This window comes from Sinorhizobium sp. FG01 (assembly GCF_002531875.1).
Taxonomy (GTDB): domain Bacteria; phylum Pseudomonadota; class Alphaproteobacteria; order Rhizobiales; family Rhizobiaceae; genus Sinorhizobium; species Sinorhizobium fredii_C.
The window spans coordinates 156,201-174,194 of the sequence record NZ_NWTB01000008.1 but is presented as its reverse complement, the minus strand read 5'-3'; the positions used below and the strand labels follow the sequence as shown (position 1 = coordinate 174,194).

The window sequence follows — 17,994 nt, the reverse complement described above, 5'->3', positions numbered from 1 at the left end:
CACTGACTCTTGGCGGTAAAGTGCGGCGGGACTCGGCTCTGGATTGTGGCGCGAAACGCGGCGTGTTGGTCGTATCCGGTCAAAGGATGCCGACGCGTTTGAGGATCAGCCATGCCAGGCCCATGGAGGCGGCGATGATCAGCCCGGCATAGAGCGTGCCGCTGCCGTCGGCGAAGGGCAGGGCACCCGTGTTCATGCCGAAGAACCCGGTGACGAGCGTCGGCGGCAGCAGGAAAGCGGTCATCAGCGAGAGAATGTAGAGGTGACGATTGGTCTCCGACGAAATCTTGCTGTCGATCTCCTCGTGCAGCAGCCTGGCGCGCTCCTGAAGCGCGAACACGTCGCGATCGACCGCCTCCAGCCGATCGGATAGCCGTTCGGTGACGTCGATGAAGCCCGGCGGCACCTCGTCCTCATCGGACGCGCCGGCGCGTCGCAGCAGCGCGAGGATCGTTCTCAGATGCCGATGCAGCCGCACGACGGTTCGGCGCAAGGGCGCCAACCCCGGCTGCTGCCGGTGCCCCGCCTCGCCATAGACCCGGTCCTCGATGACGTTCAGTTCCTCGGTCAATTCAAGCACCAGCGTGATCAGCGTCCGCTGGAACTCGGTGACGAGCATTTCGAAGAGATCGATCGGTCGGCCGCATTTGGCGCTCTTCTCGACCGCCGCCTTGACGCGGTCGATGCTTCTCAAAGGATGCAGGCGGCTGGTGATGATCATCCGGTCGCCGACGGCGAAGTGCAGCCAGCCGATCGTCTTCGTCATCGTGTCGAAGGTCCGTTCGAAGTCGACAAGCGTGCCATAGACGACGTCCTCGGCAACGGTGATCGCCGCTTGGGTGTCATGGCTGGTGAGCGTCGCCATCGCCGCCGGCGGGAGGGTGCCGATGCGCTCGATCAGTGCCGGCGTGCGCGCATCGCTCAACGCCAGATGCAGCCAGACCCAGCCTTCGCCGCCTTGAAGGCTGTCGACGGGTGAATCCGTCGCGATTCGCAGGCAACGGCTTTCTCCGGGCAGGAACCGGTAGGCCCAGACGAGGCCGGGTATTTCGGGAGAAATCAGGTTCATCGGAGCGCCATGACCGTCGTTCGAAGTGGCTTCTATTCGCGCGCCATTACAGTTTTGTTACAGTCCATCGCCCGCCGCGGTGTCCAGAATTGACGTTGACGTTTACGTAAAAACTAATAGGGTGCGGCCGGTAGGAAGCCGAAGCGAACCTGCGCCTGCGGCCGCAAGGGAGGAGCACCATGTACAAGGCACCGGTGGACGAGATCGCATTCACCCTGAAGCACGTGGCCGGTATGGCCGATGCCCTGAGCGCGGGCGTCTTCGGCGAACTTGGCGAAGATATCGTCGACGCGATCCTTTCGGAAGCCGGCCGCTTCGCCACCGACGAGGTGGCGCCGCTCGGCGAAGTGGGGGACCGTCAGGGATCGCGGCTTATCGACGGCGCGGTCAAGACGCCGGAAGGTTGGCGCAACCTCTACCATAAATGGATTCAAGGAGGCTGGAACGGCCTGACGGCGCCAGAGGTTTTCGGCGGCCAGGAACTGCCGCACATGCTGCATGTCGCCGCCATGGAGATGTGGAACAGCGGCTCCATGGCCTTCGCGCTTGGCCCGACCCTCACCATGGGCGCGATCGAGGCACTGGACAGGCACGGTTCCGATTTCCTGAAGGCGACCTTCCTGTCGAAGATGGTCTCCGGCGAGTGGATGGGGTCGATGAACCTGACCGAGCCGCACGCCGGCTCCGACCTCGGCGTGCTGAAGACCCGTGCCGAGCGCTGCGGCGACGGCAGCTACCGCATCTTCGGCCAGAAGATCTTCATCACCTGGGGCGAGCACGATTTCACCGACAACATCGTCCATCTCGTGCTGGCGCGCCTGCCGGACGCGCCTGCGGGTACGAAGGGCATCTCGCTGTTTCTTGTGCCGAAGTTCCTCGTCAATGAGGACGGTTCGCTCGGCGCCCGCAACGATCTCTTCTGCCACTCGCTCGAACACAAGCTGGGCATCCATGGGTCGCCGACCTGCACGATGATCTATGGCGACGGCAAGTTCGGCGACGAGAAGGGCGCGATCGGCTATCTGGTCGGCGAGGAAAACCGCGGCCTTGCCTGCATGTTCACGATGATGAACAACGCCCGGCTTGCCGTCGGTATGCAGGGCGTGGCGATTGCCGAGGCAGCGACGCAAAAGGCCATCACCTATGCCAAGGAACGCACCCAGGGCCGGGCGCCCGGCTGGAGCGGCCAAGGCATGAGCCCGATCATCGAGCATCCGGATGTCGCCCGCACGCTCTTGACGATGAAGGCGCTGACGCAGGGCTCGCGCGCCATCGCCTATGCCTGCGCGCACGCCGTCGACATGGCGCATGCGAGCGAAGGCGAAGTGGCCCGCCAGTGGCAGGAGCGCTCGAGCCTCTTGACGCCGATCGCTAAGTCCTTCGCCACCGACGCCGGCGTTGACGTCGCCTCCATGGGCATTCAGGTGCATGGCGGCATGGGATTCATCGAGGAAACCGGTGCGGCCCGCTATCTGCGCGACGCCCGCATTGCGCCGATCTACGAAGGCACCAACGGCATCCAGGCGATCGATCTCGTCACCCGCAAGCTGCCGCTTTCCGAAGGTAGCCAGGTGCGCGGCTTCATCGGCGAGCTCCGCGACGTCGCCCAGGCGGTGGCGGCTTCGAACAGGCAGGAGTTCGGCGAGACCGCAGCGCGCCTCGAGACGTCGATTGCCGATCTTGAAGAGGCAACCGACTGGCTACTTGCAGCGCTCGGCGACGGACGAACCGCCGAAGCGCTTGCCGGCGCGACCGCCTATCAGCGCCTCTTCGGCCTGGTGCTGACGGGGGCCTATCTTGCCAAAGGCGGCCTGGCGGGCGCCGGTGACGGGAAAGAGGAGGCGCGCGTCGCCCTCTGCCGCTTCGCCGCGGAGAACCTGCTCGCCGAAACGGCGGCGCTCAAGGATCGTGTGGTCACTGGGGCGCAGAGCCTCGCCGCCGCCCGCTTCATTCTCGACTGAAGCAGAAACAGGAAAATCCTTATGACCGATCATGTGCTTGTCGAACGTCCGGACGCCTATCCCGGCGTACAGGTGATCCGCTTCAACCGCCCGGATAAGAAGAACGCCATCACGCGCGACATGTACGCGAAGATGACAACCGCGCTGACGGTCGCCGGATCGGATCCCGCGATCCGCGCCACCGCGTTTCTCGGCACGCAAGGGTGCTTTTCAGCCGGCAACGACATGAATGATTTCATGGCTTTCGCCATGGGCGGCAGCATGGGAGGCGAAGTTCTCGACTTTCTCCGCGCCCTGGTGAGCGCGACGAAGCCGGTCGTTTCCGGAGTCGACGGCCTGGCGATCGGCATCGGCACGACGATCCATCTCCATTGCGACCTGACGGTCGCCTCAGCCCGATCGGTGTTCAGGACGCCCTTCGTCGATCTGGCGCTCGTCCCGGAAGCCGCCTCGAGCCTGATCGCCCCGCGCATCATGGGCCACCAGCGAGCCTTCGCCCTGCTTGCCGCCGGCGAGCCGCTCGAAGCGGCCGCTGCCCTTCAGGCCGGATTGATCTGGAAGGTGGTCGACGAGAACGCCGTCGAGGAAGAAACGCTGTCGCTTGCAGGTCGTCTGGCGAAGAAACCGCCCGAGGCGCTGCGCATCGCCCGCGATCTGATCCGCGGCGACCGGAATGACGTCCTCGCACGGATCGACGAGGAAGCCGAGCACTTCGCCGCGCAATTGAAGAGTGCCGAGGCGCGCGCGGCATTCGAAGCCTTCGTGCGGCGGTGAGGTCCGAGCGCCCGAACTTGCTTCGCGGGAGATGTTGAACCGCTGCAGCAACTTCGTCATGCCACATCAATCGGTCTGCACCCGGCCTGTCGCGGACGACAGCCATCGGCTCGGTAATACTCCACATGGATGGAATGCCAAGAGGCAACTGCCCATATTTGGTGTTTAATGGTGGAGTTACCGTATAGACGCATGTGATCAAGCACAGGTCTGCGAAACGACGACGGGTGTGCCCGGACTGCCCATTTGAACTTCGCCATATGGCGAGGCATCACCGGAATGCCGCCGTCGAGGAACGAGAAGGCATTGGCTGGGCGTGGATGGCCACCGCGGGGTAAACCCATGGAAAGACGGGACAAGGAAAGCGACAAGGAACAGGAAAACCTTTCCCGGCTCGAACGGGCCGCGCAACAAACTGCTGATCCAAGAACCATGCAACAGAAGGCGAAGAAGCCCGAGGAAGAATTTCGCTTCAGCCTTCGCAAGGAAGACATCTGGTGGACGGTAGGCTTCGCCGGCGCTGCCTTGCTGCTTTTTGGCATTCAAGTGCTGATTAACTGGCGCTTAGAATGGCTTGACGCGCCTATGCGCCTTCGCGTGCTGAATTACGTCAGGGGCGGCCTTCTCATTTTCACCATGCTGACCGTGGCGAAGGTCGTTGAAGTCTTTCTCATTGGCCGAATTCCCAATCGTGTTGCGCGTTTCAATCTGAAACGTATTTTTCGATTGGTGGTCGTCGTCGCCATCGTATTCGTCGCCATCTCAGTTTTGTTTGTGAACTGGTACGGCGCGGTCGTTTCGCTGGGCCTGATTTCTCTGATTCTCGGTTTTGCGCTGCAAATGCCGATCTCCAGTTTCATCGCGTGGATTTATATTCTGGCCAGGGCGCCTTATCGCGTCGGCGACCGAATTCGCATCGGCGATGCCCACGGCGATGTCATCGATGTCAGCTATCTCGACACGACGTTATGGGAATTCGGCGGCGAGTATCTTTGGACCGATCATCCGAGCGGACGCATTATCAAGTTTCCGAATTCCACCGTGTTTGACACACCGGTCTTCAACTATTCCTGGCCGCTGTTTCCCTATGTCTGGAACGAAATCAAGTTCCAGCTCGCCTATGAAAGCGATCTGGAATTTGTGGCGCGAACCATGAGAGAGGTCGTGGAAGAGCAGATCGGCGACATCATGAGCCAGAAGGTGAAGGTCTATAAGCATATCCTGTCGGAAACGCCGGTGGACGAACTCGACGTGAAGGAGCATCCCGTGGTTCATTTTCGCGTCAGCGAAAACACCTGGCTGGAGGCCATTGTACGTTACCTGGTGCCGCCGAAGGAAGCGGGGCGTACCAAAACACGCTTGATCAAGGAAATGCTGGCACGAATGAATGCGAAACCTGATCGCGTGCTGTTTCCGAAGAGCAATTTGAGGTGAGCCTCCTCACGCCACGAGTCGCATCTGGCCGGATGAACAGCGGCCCATAAGAGATCACTTCTCCAGAGTCGCAACCGTCTCGACATGCGCCGACCAGAGGAATTGGTCGATGGGGGTCACCGATGTAATGCGGTAGCCGGCGGCAACGAGGATCGAGAGATCCCGCGCAAGCGTCACCGGGTTACAGGAGACCGCGGCGATTTTCTTCACGCCCGAGCGGGCGAGTTCATGGCATTGCGCCTCGCCGCCGGCCCGGGGCGGGTCGAAGACGACGGCGTCGAAGACCTTCAGTTCCTGCGCCATCATCGGCCGGCGGAAAAGGTCGCGCTTCTCGACCGTCACCGGCTTCAGCCCTTGTGTGTTGCGTGCGGCGAAGTCGAGCGCCTTCAGCGCCTTGTCCTCACCCTCGACGGCATGCACTCGGCTGGTCCGGGCGATCCGAAGCGCAAAGGTGCCGATGCCGGCGAAGAGATCGGCCACGCGCTTCGCCTTGCCGACATGCCCGAGCACGAGCTTCGCCATCGCCTCCTCCGCCGGCCGTGTGGCCTGGGTGAAGGCGCCGGGCGGCGGCGAAACCGATACGCCGCCGAAATCGATCAGTGGCTTGACCGGTTCGATGATGATCTCGCCGTTCAGGCTGACGCGCGCGATGCCCCGCTCGCCGAGAACGGCTTCCACGGTCGAACGTCGCTGACGGTCGCCGAGCTTGATGTCTTCGAAGGCGAGGTCGAGGCCGGTATCGGTCTCGAGCACGGTGATCCGGAACGGTTCGGTGCTCGACGCCATAGCCGCCGCGATCTTGCGGATGGTCGCGAGCCGCGAGACGATGCCCGGGCTGGTGATGGGACATTCGCCGATCGCGACGATATGATGGCTTTGCGCCTGGTTGAAGCCTAGCAGCAGTTCCTTTTCGGTCCGCCGGGCCGTGAACACGGCGCGCCGGCGCTCGCCGGGCCGGGCGACGATCAATGGAGCGACCTCGGGCGTCAGGCCTTTCGACTTCAAGGCGTCGATGACGAGATTGCGCTTGAAGGCGTGGTAGAGCGGGTCGGAGGCGTGCTGCAGGGTGCAGCCGCCGCAGGTGCCGTTGATGCCGTCCGGGCCGAAATGCCGACACTTCGGTTCGGTCCGCTCCGGGGAAGCCTCTTTCAGCGAAATCAGCGTGCCATGTGCCTTGTTGACGGCCAGCGCGACGGTTTCGCCGGGCAGGGTGAAGGGCGCGTAGACGGGGCCCGCTTCGGTCTGCGCAATGCCGTCGCCCTGGGCCCCGAGACGGCTGATGGTGACGATCTCTGTGCTCATCGCTTCAGCCCCGCAAGCAGAAACTCCCTGTTGCCGTCGCCGCCGGCAATGGGCGAGGGGACGAGGCCAAGGCTTTGCCAGCCCATGTCCTCCACGAGCCAGCGTTCGAGTTCGGCCGCCACGGCCGGGGCGCTCTCCGGGGCCTTGAGGAGCCCGGCCTTGCTGATTGCGTCGCGTCCGGCCTCGAATTGCGGCTTCACGAGCAGGATACAATTGGAGCCCGGCTCGGCCAAAGACAGCGCCGGCGGCAGTGCCAGCTTGATCGAAATGAATGAGACGTCGGAGACGACGAAGCCAATCGCCCGGTTACCGATGTCGTCCGCTGTCATCGCGCGGGCATTCAGCCCTTCGATATTGGTGACGCGCGGATCTTCCGCGATGCGCGGGTGCATCTGCCCGTGGCCGACATCGACCGCTACCACATGCGCGGCGCCGCGCTTCAACAGCACCTCGGTAAAGCCGCCCGTCGAGGCGCCGACATCGAGGCAGGTCCGACCTGCCGGATCGAAGCCGAAATGGGCGAGCGCGGCAACGAGCTTCAATGCGGCCCGGGAGACATAGGCCTGCGCCGGGTCATCGATGGTGATCGCTGCGTTTTCCGTAAAGGCGGCGGCGGGCTTGGTCACGGTGCGCCCGTCGACCTTGACGGTGCCGCGCTGGATCGCGTCCCGCGCGCGGGCGCGGCTGGCGACCAGGCCCTTGTTCAGGAGCAACTGGTCGAGGCGGAGGATGCTTTGCTTGCTATCGGACATGGGCCGTCATCGCCCGTCGAGAGGTATATTGCAAGCGTGTTCCGTTGAGCCGCGCGGTTCTAAGATTTCTAGCCGGCCGCGCCGAGATCCACCGACTGCTTCTGGCCGAGCGCCTTGAAAACGGTCGATACGATGCCGGCCCGGTCGAGGCCGGCCTGAGCATACATGGATTCGGGCTTTGCCTGCTCCATCCAGATGTCCGGCAGCACCATCGGCCGAACTTTGAGGCCGCCGTCGAGCAGGCCTTCCTCCGCCAGGAAGTGCAGCACATGGCTGGCGAAGCCGCCGATGGCGCCTTCCTCGATGGTGATCAGCACCTCGTGGTGACGGGCAAGCTGGCGGATCAGTTCCTGGTCGAGCGGCTTGGCGAAGCGCGCATCGGCAACCGTTGTCGAAAGGCCGGCGGCATCCAGGTCCTCGGCCGCCAGCAGACAGTCCGCGAGCCGCGTTCCGAAGGAAAGCAGCGCCACCTTGGTGCCCTCTTTGATGATCCGCCCCTTGCCGATCTGAAGAATCTCACCCCGTTCAGGAAGCTCGACGCCGACGCCTTCGCCGCGCGGATAGCGGAACGAGATCGGGCCGTCGTCATAACCCGCGGCGGTGCGTACCATGTGCTTCAGTTCCGCCTCGTCGGCGGCCGCCATCACCACGAAGCCCGGCAGCGAGGCGAGATAGGTCGTGTCGAAGGAGCCGGCATGGGTCGGCCCGTCGGCGCCGACGAAACCGGCCCGGTCGATCGGGAAGCGCACCGGCAGGCCCTGGATCGCCACGTCGTGCACGACTTGGTCGTAGGCGCGCTGCAGGAAGGTCGAATAGAGCGCCGCAAAGGGCTTGTATCCTTCCGCGGCAAGGCCGGCGGCGAAGGTCACCGCGTGCTGCTCGGCGATGCCGACGTCGAAGCAGCGCGACGGATGCACGGCCGCAAACCGGTCGAGCCCGGTGCCGGACGGCATGGCGGCGGTGATCGCCACGATCTTGTCGTCGAGGCTAGCCTCCTGCACCAGCGCATCGGCGAAGACGGACGTGTAGGCCGGCGCGTTCGGCTTGGCCTTCGCCTGAGCGCCGGTGATCACGTCGAACTTGTTGACGCCATGATATTTGTCGGCGGCGGCCTCGGCCGGCGGATAGCCCTTGCCCTTCTGCGTTACCACATGAATCAGCACCGGTCCGCGCGCATTGTCGCGGACGTTGCGCAAGACCGGCAGCAGATGGTCGAAGGAGTGACCGTCGATCGGGCCGATATGGTAGAAGCCCATCTCCTCGAAGAGGGTGCCGCCGGTGACATAGCCGCGCGCATGCTCGACGGCGCGGGTGATCGCCCGGTCGACCGTCTTGCCGAGATAGGCGGTCAGCTTCTTGCCGACCTCGCGGATGCCCATATAGGTCCGACCGGAGGCAAGCCGTGCCAGATAGGCGCTCATGGCGCCGGTCGGCGGGGCGATCGACATGTCGTTGTCGTTGAGGATGACGATCAGCCGGGCATCGAGCGCGCCGGCATTGTTGAGCGCCTCATAGGCCATCCCGGCCGACAGCGCGCCGTCGCCGATGACGGCGATGACATTGCGGCTCTTGCCGTCGAGATCGGCAGCGACCGCCATGCCGAGGCCGGCGGAGATCGAGGTCGACGAATGCGCCGCGCCGAACGGGTCGTATTCGCTCTCGGCGCGCCGGGTGAAGCCGGAAAGACCGCCTTCTTGACGCAGCGTGCGGATGCGGTCGCGCCGCCCGGTCAGGATCTTGTGGGGGTAGCACTGGTGGCCGACGTCGAAGATCAGCCGGTCGTGCGGCGTGTCGAAGACCTTGTGGATGGCGATCGTCAGTTCGACGACGCCGAGGCCGGCGCCGAGATGGCCGCCGGTGCGCGACACCGCATCGATCATTTCCGCACGCAGTTCGCTCGCCAGCTGCGGCAGGTCCTTGTCGTCGATCCTCTTCAGATCGTCGGGGACATTGACCTTGTCGAGCAGCGGGGTCGCCGGCATCGGATTGGTGGGCAGTTGTGTCACGCTGCGTGCCTCGTGCGCGCCGCCGGGCGACGCGCGAACTGTTGGTGATTTCCGTCTTATTGGCTGTTTAGACGCAATCGTCGTTGAATGCAAAAATTAGGCATTCCTGCGTCGCCAACCAAGGGCTCGACGAAAAATTAGCTTGCCGGCAGGGGAATGAACTCCTCCTCGTCGCCCGGCACGATGTCGAAGCGGCCGCTCGCCCATTCTTCCTTCGCCTTGTCGATGCGCTCCTTCGATGAGGACACGAAGTTCCACCAGATATGCCGTGGCGAGCCGAGTGCAGCTCCGCCGAAGAGCATCACGTGACAGCCGGACGGCCCCGCCGTGATGGTGATCTCGTCGCCGGGCCGGAAGACGAGAAGCTGGTTGTCGGCGAAATGGTCGCCCGCAATTATCGCTTCGCCCGAGAGAATATAGATGGCGCGTTCCTCCCATTGGGCGGCAAAGGGAGCGCTGCGGCCGGCCTCGATCGACAGATCCACATAAATAGTGTGCGTGAAGGTCGAGACGGGCGAAGCAGCCCCTTCGAAATTGCCGATGACCACGCGCGCGCGAACGCCTCCGTCGGCAAGATGCGGCAGCATGTGTTCCTCGGTATGGGCGAAGACTGGATCGACTTCTTCCTTGTCATCGGGCAGCGCCAGCCAGGTCTGCAAACCGGAAAGCGAGCGCTCACGGCCGCGCTGGTTTTCCGGCGAGCGTTCCGAATGGACAATGCCTCGCCCTGCAGTCATCAGGTTCACGTCGCCGGGGCGAATGACCATTTCGGTGCCGAGGCTGTCGCGGTGCTTGATCTCGCCGTCGAAGAGATAGGTGACCGTCGACAGGCCGATATGCGGATGCGGACGCACGTCGATCGCCTGGCCGGCCCGCAGCAGCGCCGGTCCCATGCGGTCGAAGAAGATGAACGGGCCGACGAGCCGCCGCCGCGCCGTCGGAAGCGCCCGACGCACTTCTAGGCCGCCGATGTCGCTGGTGCGCGGGATGATCAGATGTTCTATGGCGTCGCAGGCCGGCTTGTCGCCGGCGAGCGGATCGGGACCGGGAAAAAAGGACATGGCGCTTGCTCCGGTTGGTGGCGTTTCAGCTTGAAACTAGCGCCGATCCTTCTCGCTCGATAGCGGATGTCGGCGAACGAAGTGTTTCCCAAGCTACAATGGTGACGACAGGCCTGGCCCCTCACCCTTCCCCTCCGTTCTGACGGGGAGAGGGGACCGAGTTGGCGCCACAAGTCCCTTCGCCCGGCCTGCGGGGAGAAGGTGCCGGTAGGCGGATGAGGGGCAAATTCTCGGACGAAAGCCGATGGCTATTCCGCGTCGAGCGGCTCCACAGCTTGCGGCTTGCCGTTGCGATCGAGGCGGATTTTCTCGATGCGGTCCTCGGCCGCCTTCAGCAGCGTCTCGCAATGCTTCTTCAGCGCCTCGCCGCGCTCATAGATTTCGATCGATTTGTCGAGCGCCACATCGCCGCGTTCGAGCGCGGAGACGATCCGCTCCAGCTCCTCGACGGCCTGCTCGAAGGAGAGGGCGGAGACGTCCGCCTGCGTATTGTCGTTGTTCATCAATTACCCTCTCATCAGTCTCAGTATGTGCATGCCGGCCGATTCGGCGAGCCCCTGCAGGTCATAGCCGCCCTCGAGCATGCTCACCACTCGGTTGCCGGCGCTCCTGCCGGCGGCCTCCATGAGGCGTCCGGTCGCCCAGTCGAAGTCCTCCGCCACAAGATTGATCTGCGCCAGAGGATCGCGGTAGTGTGCGTCGAAACCGGCGGAGATCAAGACGAGGTCCGGCCGGAAATTGTCGAGAGCAGCAAGAACGCGGCTTCGGAACGCATCGCGGAAGTGCTCGCTGCCGCTATTGGGGGAGAGCGGCGCATTGACGATATTGTGCTTGACGCCGGTTTCTTCCTTGGCGCCGGTGCCCGGATAGAGCGGCATCTGGTGGGTAGAGCAGAACAACACCGACGGGTCGTTCCAGAAAATGTCCTGCGTGCCGTTGCCATGGTGCACGTCCCAGTCGACGATGGCGACCCGCTCGACGCCGTGCGCCTTCTGTGCATGGCGCGCGGCAATCGCGATCGTGTTGAAGAAGCAGAAGCCCATCGCCTTGTTCTTCTCGGCATGGTGGCCCGGCGGGCGGGCCGCGACGAAGGCGTTGTCGGCCTCGCCGGCGAATACCGCGTCGATGGCGGCGACGGCGCCGCCGATGCCGGTCAGCGCCGCCACGAAGCTTGACGGGCTCGCATAGGTATCGGCTTCGATCTGGTTGATGTCCTCGTCCGGCATCGCCCGGGTGATCGACCTGAAGTGCTCCTCGGAATGGGCAAGCAGCACCAGGTCCTCGCTGCCCTTCGACGCCTCGATACGCGTGAGCGGCGCGAAATTCGGATGCTCCAGCGCGAGGTTCAGCGCCCTCAGCCGATCCGGTCGCTCCGGGTGCCCCTCCGGAACTTTGTGTTCCTGGAAGAGGGCATTTTCATAGAGATGCGTGGTCATCCGCGCAAAGCTAGTGCGCGTGCCTGTCAAAATCCATGGCCGCGACAGCAAAAGTCCGAATTTTCAACACCGCGGATCGAGCAGGATCTTGCCGTTGCGGAGCGGATCGGACTGGTGTGCCAAGGCTTCGCGAAGCCGGCTCAACGGATAGGTTGCGGCGACCGGGCTCGCGAACAGCCCGTCGCGAAGGCCCGCAAAGCTTCGGGCAAAGGCTGCCTCGAGGGCGTCGCGCCCGGCGGAGTGGACCCAGGTTCGCAGCCAGAGGAAGGCGAAGCGAACGTCGGGGCGGCCGGCGATCGCTGCCTGCGGGACCGGAATGCCGCTGAGCGCGCCATACTGGATGAAGGCCCCGCCTCGATGGATGGTCCGGCTGATCAGCTCGGCGGCCAACGTCCCGCCAACCGCATCGAGCACCGCGTCAAACCTTGCCCCTGCCGGAAGGTCGCTGCCGTCGGTCACGACAATCGAATATCCCTCGCCGACACAGGTGCGGCTCTTGTCGCTGCGAAGGACCGCTGTTGGCACAACGCCTTCCAACGTCAGCAACTTCATCAGCATGCCGCCGATCGCCGAACCCGCGGCCGTCACGCCGACGCTGCGGCCCTGGAGAGAGCCGAAATGCAGGCGCAGCGCCTCGACGAGCCGCAGCGCCGTCAAGGGGTTGACGTAGCTCATTGCCGCTTGCGTGTCGCTCACATCGTCCGGCACGGCAAAGCACCATTCGACCGGGCGGACGAGGAATTGCTGCCACAGCCCGCTGGCGCCGATCGGAACCACCCGGTCTCCGGGTTTCAGCTGGTGCACGCCCGTTCCGACGCGACGGACGATGCCGACGCCCTCGAAGCCGGGCACGAAGGGCAGTTCGGTGCGGGCGCGATAGGCGCCGGTCACCGGGATCAGGTCCGATGGGTTGATCGCCGCAAGCGAGATCTCGACCTCGACCTCGCCGGACCCCGGCTCGACGCGGGCGGCGTCGACGATCTCGATGACTTGTTCGGGATCGCCAAACTGTCTAACGAGAGTGGAGCGCATGTAAGGGGCCTCGCATGGACGGCACAGAGCGGGAAAATGTCACGGAAATCCGTATTCCGTTTCGCGATATAGACATGCATGGCCACATGCACAATGCGGCCTACTATGCGCATGCCGAGGCGGCACTGGCCAATCTCTGGCGGCATCGCCCGCCGACGAAGAACGAGCCGGCCTATCTGGTGCGCCGCCCTGCCTGCCTCTTTCATCGCGGCTTGCGTTTCGATGAGCCGGCCCGCTTCACCGTCACCGTGGCGAAGATCGGCGGCAGTTCGGTGAGCTTTGCGGTGCGCATCGAGGCTGGCGCCCATCTGGCGGCGGAGGTGGAAATCGTGTGGGTCGCCGTCGATCCGACTCGGCATCAGCCGGTGCCGCTGCCGGCCGCGACGCGCGACTGGCTCGCCGGCTATGCGGTGTGACCCGGTCTCAGCGAGCGAAAATGGGCGACGACGCCCATGCCGCCGCCGACCCCCATCATTGCCAGACCCTCGCTGTCGCTCGCTGCGGCGAGCATCTGGGAAAACAGCCTGACGACGAGAATCGCGCCGGAGGCGCCATAGGGATGGCCGAGCGCGATCGCACCGCCATCGCGATTGACGCGCTCCGGCGAAATGCCGAGGGGATCGAGACTTCCGAGAACCTGAGAGGCAAAAGCCTCGTTGAACTCGATGAAGTCGACCTTGGCGACGTCGAGCGCCGGATTGCGGGCACGAAGCCTCGCCATTGCCGGCACCGGGCCGAGGCCCAGGAGGTTGGGGTCGACGCCCGCCGTCGCCGCGTCGATGAATTCGAGGGCAAAGGACACGCCAAGCCGCCTAGCCTCGGCGAGCGACGTCATCAGAACGATCGCCGCGCCGTCATTGATCGGACAGGCATTGCCGGCGGTGACGGTGCCGTCCCTGACGAAGACGGGCTTCAGCCGGGCGAGCGTCTCGGCCGAGGCGTTGGCGCGGGGGCACTCGTCGCTGGCAACGAGGCCGGCCGGCGTCTCGACGGGCACGATCTCGCGACCGAAGCGGCCCGCAGTCTGGGCAGCCACGGCACGGCAATGACTTTCGAGCGCAAACTGGTCCTGGCGCTCGCGCGAAATCCCGCAGGCCGCGGCGACGTTCTCCGCCGCAACGCCCATATCCGGGTCGCCGATGGCATCGGGCGCCATCCGCGCGCGCTTCACCGGCTGCAGTTCCTCGCCACGCGCCAGCGGCGGGCGAAGTCGGATATGGGCGCGGCTGGCGCTTTCGGTGCCTCCGGCAAGGTAATATTGGCCTGCGCCGGCCTGGATCTGCCGCGCCGCCAGGACGATCGCCTCGAGCCCGGAGCCGCATTGGCGGTCGATGGTGACGCCGGGGATGGAAACGGGCAGGCCGGCCTCGAGTGCGGCGAGACGCGCGAGATTGCCGGCGCTGTTTGCGGCATTGCCGACAAGCACGTCGTCGATCTCGTTCCGATTGATACCAACGTCCGAGACGATGCGATCGATCAGCAGGGCGGCAAGGTTTGCGGGCTCGATCGCGGCGAGACTGCCGTTGACGCGACCGATCGGCGTGCGTAGCGCCGCGATGACGACCGGTGTGCGGGTGGGATCAGAAGAGGCGTTCAAGGGCACCGTTCTCCTCCGCGATCCATTGCCGCAATTGTCCGGCCGCGATCTTGCCGGAGGCGGTCATCGGCATTTCCCGGCACAGCCAGACCTTGCGTGGATGCTTATAGCGCGGCAGGGCATCAGCAAGATGACGCTCCAGCGCTTCACGCTCGAACCTATCATCGCTCGGCTGGACGACCGCGACAAGCTCGCTGCCGAGATCCGGATGATCCAGGCCGAAGGCCAGCACCGACTGGACCCTGGCCGCAGCCATGATCGCGCTCTCGACTTCCGAGGGATAGATATTGTTGCCGCCGGAAAGCACCATGCCGCCGGCGCGGCCGATGAGATGCAAGGTGCCGTCCTCGTCGAGAGAGCCGAGGTCGCCGACGGTGGCGAGCCGCCCATGGCGTCGAAATCCGACATTGTCGCCGCCGACTATGTAGCCATCTGATATCAGTGCGCTGTCGACGAAGATCGTCCCGGCTTCCCCCGGCGGCAGGCGATTTCCGCGATCGTCCAGGATGGCCAGCCGGACGCCCGGAAATGCCTTGCCCACGGCAGTCGCTGCGTGATGCTCGTCCGCGCCGGCAACTGTGATGAAGCCGAGTTCCGACGCGCCGAAATATTCGATCACCTCTGCCGCGGGGAAGGTGCGCGCTGCAGCGCTGCGGTCCGCCGGCGTCAGCTTGGCACCGGCGACGGTGATCTTTTCGACGCAGCGCAAATGAGCACCTTCCGCCTCATCGCAAAGCCGCCGCAGCATTGTCGGTACCAGCACCAGGCGTTTCGCCCTGGCGGCGCCGATGATGTCGAGTGCCTGGCGCGCCTCGAAGTGGCGGGCGCCGATGAATTCGGCTCCGGCCGCAAGGCTTTCGACGAGGGCATAAAGGGCCAGCCCGTGCGCCAACGGTCCGGGGGCATAGGTCGTCGTTTCCGGTCTTAGGCCGAAGAAATCCTGGCCAATTTCGAGGCTGAGGCGCCAGGATCGGCGGTCGCGGATGATCGCTTTCGGTTCCCCGGTGGTACCCGAAGTGAAGACCACGAGGAACGGTTCCGCCTCGTCGCCGACGCGGATCGGGGAGGAGCCGTCGAACGTATCGAGCGAATGGGTTTGTCCCGCTGACGGAACCTCCAGATGCAGGAGATCGCCGGCGGCGCGGATGACGATCTCCGGTTTCAGCTTTTCCTTCATTCGCTGGCGGGTCGAGTCGGGGAGGTGCGGATCGATGAGCGCGGCACAATTGCCGCCCGATGTCGCGGCGATGAAGGCTGCGGCAAAGAGCGGGTGATTGCCGGTTTCAAGGGCAATCAGCCGGACGCGGCCGGAAAGGACACTTTGCTCCGTCGCCTGCAGGGCCGCTTGTTCGATCGCGTGGAGAATCCAGTACGCATCCGCGGCAAGCTCGCCATAGGTGAAAACCCGGCCCTCCATGTGGAAGGCCCGGGCGTGCGGGCGCTCGCCCGCATGTCGCGCTATGGCGCCTGCAAGCGGCATTGCCTCAGGCGCGGGCCGGCAGCAGCGGATAGCCGGCGTAGACGGCGCGGGCCGCGAGCGTGGCGATCGCCGCCTTGAGGAGATCGCCCGGAATGAACACCAGCGAACCGGTCGCGGCGGCCATCAGCGGCGTGCCGGTGACTGCCGAGAGCCACGGAACGCCGATCGCATAGAGGACGACGATGCCGCCGATCAAGGAGGCGAGGAAGAATCCGACGAACTGACGCGCTTCCGAATTTCCCGGATGCACGAAGCGTTCGGCAATGAGACCGGTGACATAAGCGGCAACCGCCCACCCAAGAATGAAACCGCCCGAGGGGCCGGCGAAGACGGCAAGTCCGCCGCGACCGCCCGACAGCACCGGGAGGCCGATCGCGACCAGCAGGATGAACAGCAGGAAGGAAAGCGCGCCGCGCTTGGCGCCGATGATGCAGCCGGCGAGCATGACGCCCATCGATTGCGCCGTAATCGGAACGGGGATGAAGCCGAGCGTGATCGGCGGGATGAGGCCGAGCACGACGACGATTGCGGCGAAGAGCGCGATGAGGACGAGGTCTCTGGTGTTCATGTGGTCCTATCCTTTATTAGAAAGCGCGAATTTATTGGCGGCGGAATCCGCGCGCGTCAATGGCCGCCGCGATCGTATCCGCATCTTTCAGCGTCAGGATGATCAGCGGGCCGATGATCGTCATCGGCCGGATCGGCAGTCCTCGTGCACGGTGCGCCTCGCTGATTGCCTGATATCTGGCGAGGATATCCGGGACGAAGCGTAGCACGAGGCCAAGCGCCAGGCTGACATCGGCCGCCCGCAGGAGCCCGAGGCGTTCCAATGGCTTCAGGAGGATGGTGATCTCGTCCATGAAAGCGCCGATCGTCGTCGTCGCCGTGACCGCGGCGGCAAAGAGCACGAGGGCCGTCAGCCGCAGAATGAGTGCGATCACCTGGGGGAGTGGAACGAGGAAGAGGTTGATCCCCGCCAGCACGAGGATGGTGAACAGGACGAAGCCGACCCGCGAAAAGGCCTGGCGCGCCGACATGCCGAGGGAAAGATAGAGCGCACCGCAGAGGAGAAAGGCCGGCAGCAGCAGGAGCGGCGCGTTCGTCGCAAAAAGCGCCACGCTCAGGACGATGAGAGCGGCGAGCTTCAGGCGCACCGGCACCCGGTGGAACCAGCTCTGTCCTTCCACATAGAGGCTCGTCAGCATCCGGCCACCTCGTGATAGCGCCCGATTGTCTCCTCGGGGGTTCCGTCGGCAACGAGGCGACCTTCGTGAAAAAGCAGCAGGCGCTCGACCCCTTCGACAAGCCCGAGATCATGGGTGATGACGATCGTGTCCTCGTCGAGCGCATCGATCGTTGCCGCGACCATGCGGCGGTTGCGCAGGTCGAGCTGGTTGGTCGGCTCGTCAAGGATCAGGATTTTCGGTCCGGTGACGACGACGCTCGCCATGGCGACAAGCTGCGTTTCCCCGCCCGAAAGCTCATGCACGCGCCGTCTCGCAAGATGGCTGACGCCGAAGCGGGCCAGCACCGCCTCCGTTCGCGAGGAAATCTCGTGCGTTGGCAGTCCGCGATTCTTGAGCCCGAAGGCGATGTCGTCCGAAACGATCGGCATGATCAGCTGGTGCTGTGGGTTCTGGAAAATGAAGCCCGCCTCGGCAAGCACGTCCCTGTCATCCTTCACCGTATCGAGGCCATTGACCAAAACGTGACCCGTCGTCGGCTTGACGAGCCCGTTGATCAGTCGCGCGAAGGTCGTCTTGCCGGAACCGTTGAGGCCGATGATGCCGATCCGCCGTTCGTCGAGGGCAAGCGTCAGCGGGTGAAGCGCTACCCGCTCGCCGAACCGGACCGAGCAATCGGTGAAGCGGATGTCCAATCTTGATCCTCGTCCAGTTGTCGTGGTGGCTCTAGCGCATCGCCCGAAAATCGGCATCGTTTTTTCGGGAAGCACGATGCGTAGGTTTAAAGTGTTACAGCGTCTTTTGCGCGTCTGAAAAGACGTGCGGCGCTGTATAGGGCAACTCGATCGGCAAGGGCAATGCAGCCTTTGCCCGATTGCTTTATGGTGGAACTGTATTTGAATTATG

At 64.3% G+C, this 17,994-nt stretch carries 17 protein-coding genes; 4 read left to right on the top strand and 13 right to left on the bottom strand.

The genetic code is table 11. The features are described 5' to 3' along the window. Positions 1-79 precede the first annotated feature (79 nt). A complete protein-coding gene (locus CO656_RS15240) occupies positions 80-1,069 on the bottom strand; it encodes a transporter (protein WP_037413342.1) in 990 nt (329 codons plus the stop codon). Between the two features lie 179 nt (positions 1,070-1,248). Between CO656_RS15240 and CO656_RS15235 the strand changes: the two genes are divergently transcribed. The 3 genes from CO656_RS15235 to CO656_RS15225 all read left to right on the top strand — a co-directional run bounded on the left by CO656_RS15235 (position 1,249) and on the right by CO656_RS15225 (position 5,238). Further along, positions 1,249-3,030: an acyl-CoA dehydrogenase gene (locus tag CO656_RS15235; RefSeq protein ID WP_097526306.1), complete on the top strand. Its 1,782-nt coding sequence runs from the start codon at positions 1,249-1,251 to the stop codon at positions 3,028-3,030. A 21-nt stretch (positions 3,031-3,051) separates the two neighbouring features. Next, the gene (locus CO656_RS15230; protein WP_097526305.1) at positions 3,052-3,804 is read left to right on the top strand and encodes a crotonase/enoyl-CoA hydratase family protein; all 753 of its coding nucleotides are present in this window, start codon (positions 3,052-3,054) and stop codon (positions 3,802-3,804) included. A gap of 342 nt (positions 3,805-4,146) precedes the next feature. Continuing rightward, entirely contained in the window at positions 4,147-5,238 is a 1,092-nt protein-coding gene (locus tag CO656_RS15225) for a mechanosensitive ion channel family protein (protein ID WP_097526304.1), read from the top strand. 54 nt (positions 5,239-5,292) lie between these two features. Here the strand turns inward: CO656_RS15225 and CO656_RS15220 are convergent, their stop codons facing one another. The 7 genes from CO656_RS15220 to CO656_RS15190 all read right to left on the bottom strand — a co-directional run bounded on the left by CO656_RS15220 (position 5,293) and on the right by CO656_RS15190 (position 12,827). Continuing rightward, positions 5,293-6,540 carry a class I SAM-dependent RNA methyltransferase gene (locus CO656_RS15220; protein ID WP_097526303.1) on the bottom strand — a complete coding sequence of 416 codons (1,248 nt, stop codon included), beginning with the start codon at positions 6,538-6,540 and terminating at the stop codon, positions 5,293-5,295. Next, on the bottom strand, positions 6,537-7,292 hold the full coding sequence (locus CO656_RS15215; RefSeq protein WP_097526302.1) for a TlyA family RNA methyltransferase: 756 nt from the start codon (positions 7,290-7,292) through the stop codon (positions 6,537-6,539). The genes CO656_RS15220 and CO656_RS15215 overlap by 4 nt, the downstream gene beginning before the upstream one ends. A 68-nt stretch (positions 7,293-7,360) precedes the next feature. After that, complete coding sequence (gene dxs / locus CO656_RS15210) at positions 7,361-9,298, bottom strand: 1-deoxy-D-xylulose-5-phosphate synthase (RefSeq protein ID WP_083853830.1); 1,938 nt, start codon at positions 9,296-9,298, stop codon at positions 7,361-7,363. Positions 9,299-9,435: 137 nt separating this feature from the next. Next, positions 9,436-10,359 carry a pirin family protein gene (locus tag CO656_RS15205; RefSeq protein WP_037413351.1) on the bottom strand — a complete coding sequence of 308 codons (924 nt, stop codon included), beginning with the start codon at positions 10,357-10,359 and terminating at the stop codon, positions 9,436-9,438. 248 nt (positions 10,360-10,607) lie between these two features. Beyond that, positions 10,608-10,862, bottom strand: coding sequence for an exodeoxyribonuclease VII small subunit (locus tag CO656_RS15200; protein WP_037413353.1), 255 nt, complete (start codon positions 10,860-10,862; stop codon positions 10,608-10,610). 3 nt (positions 10,863-10,865) lie between these two features. Continuing rightward, on the bottom strand, positions 10,866-11,795 hold the full coding sequence (locus CO656_RS15195; RefSeq protein ID WP_097526383.1) for a histone deacetylase family protein: 930 nt from the start codon (positions 11,793-11,795) through the stop codon (positions 10,866-10,868). A 63-nt stretch (positions 11,796-11,858) separates the two neighbouring features. Beyond that, positions 11,859-12,827 (bottom strand): zinc-dependent alcohol dehydrogenase family protein, encoded by a 969-nt coding sequence (locus CO656_RS15190; protein ID WP_097526301.1) that lies wholly within the window; start codon positions 12,825-12,827, stop codon positions 11,859-11,861. 14 nt (positions 12,828-12,841) lie between these two features. Between CO656_RS15190 and CO656_RS15185 the strand changes: the two genes are divergently transcribed. Next, positions 12,842-13,243, top strand: a complete 402-nt coding sequence (locus CO656_RS15185) for a thioesterase family protein (RefSeq protein ID WP_097526300.1) — start codon at positions 12,842-12,844, stop codon at positions 13,241-13,243. Here the strand turns inward: CO656_RS15185 and CO656_RS15180 are convergent. Genes CO656_RS15180 through CO656_RS15160 form a run of 5 tightly spaced genes read right to left on the bottom strand, consistent with a single transcriptional unit; the run spans position 13,231 to position 17,783 of the window. Continuing rightward, positions 13,231-14,424 carry a thiolase family protein gene (locus CO656_RS15180; RefSeq protein ID WP_097526299.1) on the bottom strand — a complete coding sequence of 398 codons (1,194 nt, stop codon included), beginning with the start codon at positions 14,422-14,424 and terminating at the stop codon, positions 13,231-13,233. The two genes, CO656_RS15185 and CO656_RS15180, sit on opposite strands and share 13 nt — an antisense overlap. Further along, positions 14,408-15,904: a class I adenylate-forming enzyme family protein gene (locus tag CO656_RS15175; RefSeq protein ID WP_097526298.1), complete on the bottom strand. Its 1,497-nt coding sequence runs from the start codon at positions 15,902-15,904 to the stop codon at positions 14,408-14,410. Before CO656_RS15175 ends, CO656_RS15180 begins: the two co-directional genes overlap by 17 nt. A 4-nt stretch (positions 15,905-15,908) precedes the next feature. Beyond that, the gene (locus tag CO656_RS15170; RefSeq protein ID WP_097526297.1) at positions 15,909-16,472 is read right to left on the bottom strand and encodes a biotin transporter BioY; all 564 of its coding nucleotides are present in this window, start codon (positions 16,470-16,472) and stop codon (positions 15,909-15,911) included. Between the two features lie 31 nt (positions 16,473-16,503). Next, positions 16,504-17,109, bottom strand: a complete 606-nt coding sequence (locus CO656_RS15165) for an energy-coupling factor transporter transmembrane protein EcfT (protein ID WP_097526296.1) — start codon at positions 17,107-17,109, stop codon at positions 16,504-16,506. Further along, the gene (locus CO656_RS15160; protein WP_037413363.1) at positions 17,103-17,783 is read right to left on the bottom strand and encodes an energy-coupling factor ABC transporter ATP-binding protein; all 681 of its coding nucleotides are present in this window, start codon (positions 17,781-17,783) and stop codon (positions 17,103-17,105) included. The genes CO656_RS15165 and CO656_RS15160 overlap by 7 nt, the downstream gene beginning before the upstream one ends. Positions 17,784-17,994: the final 211 nt, after the last annotated feature.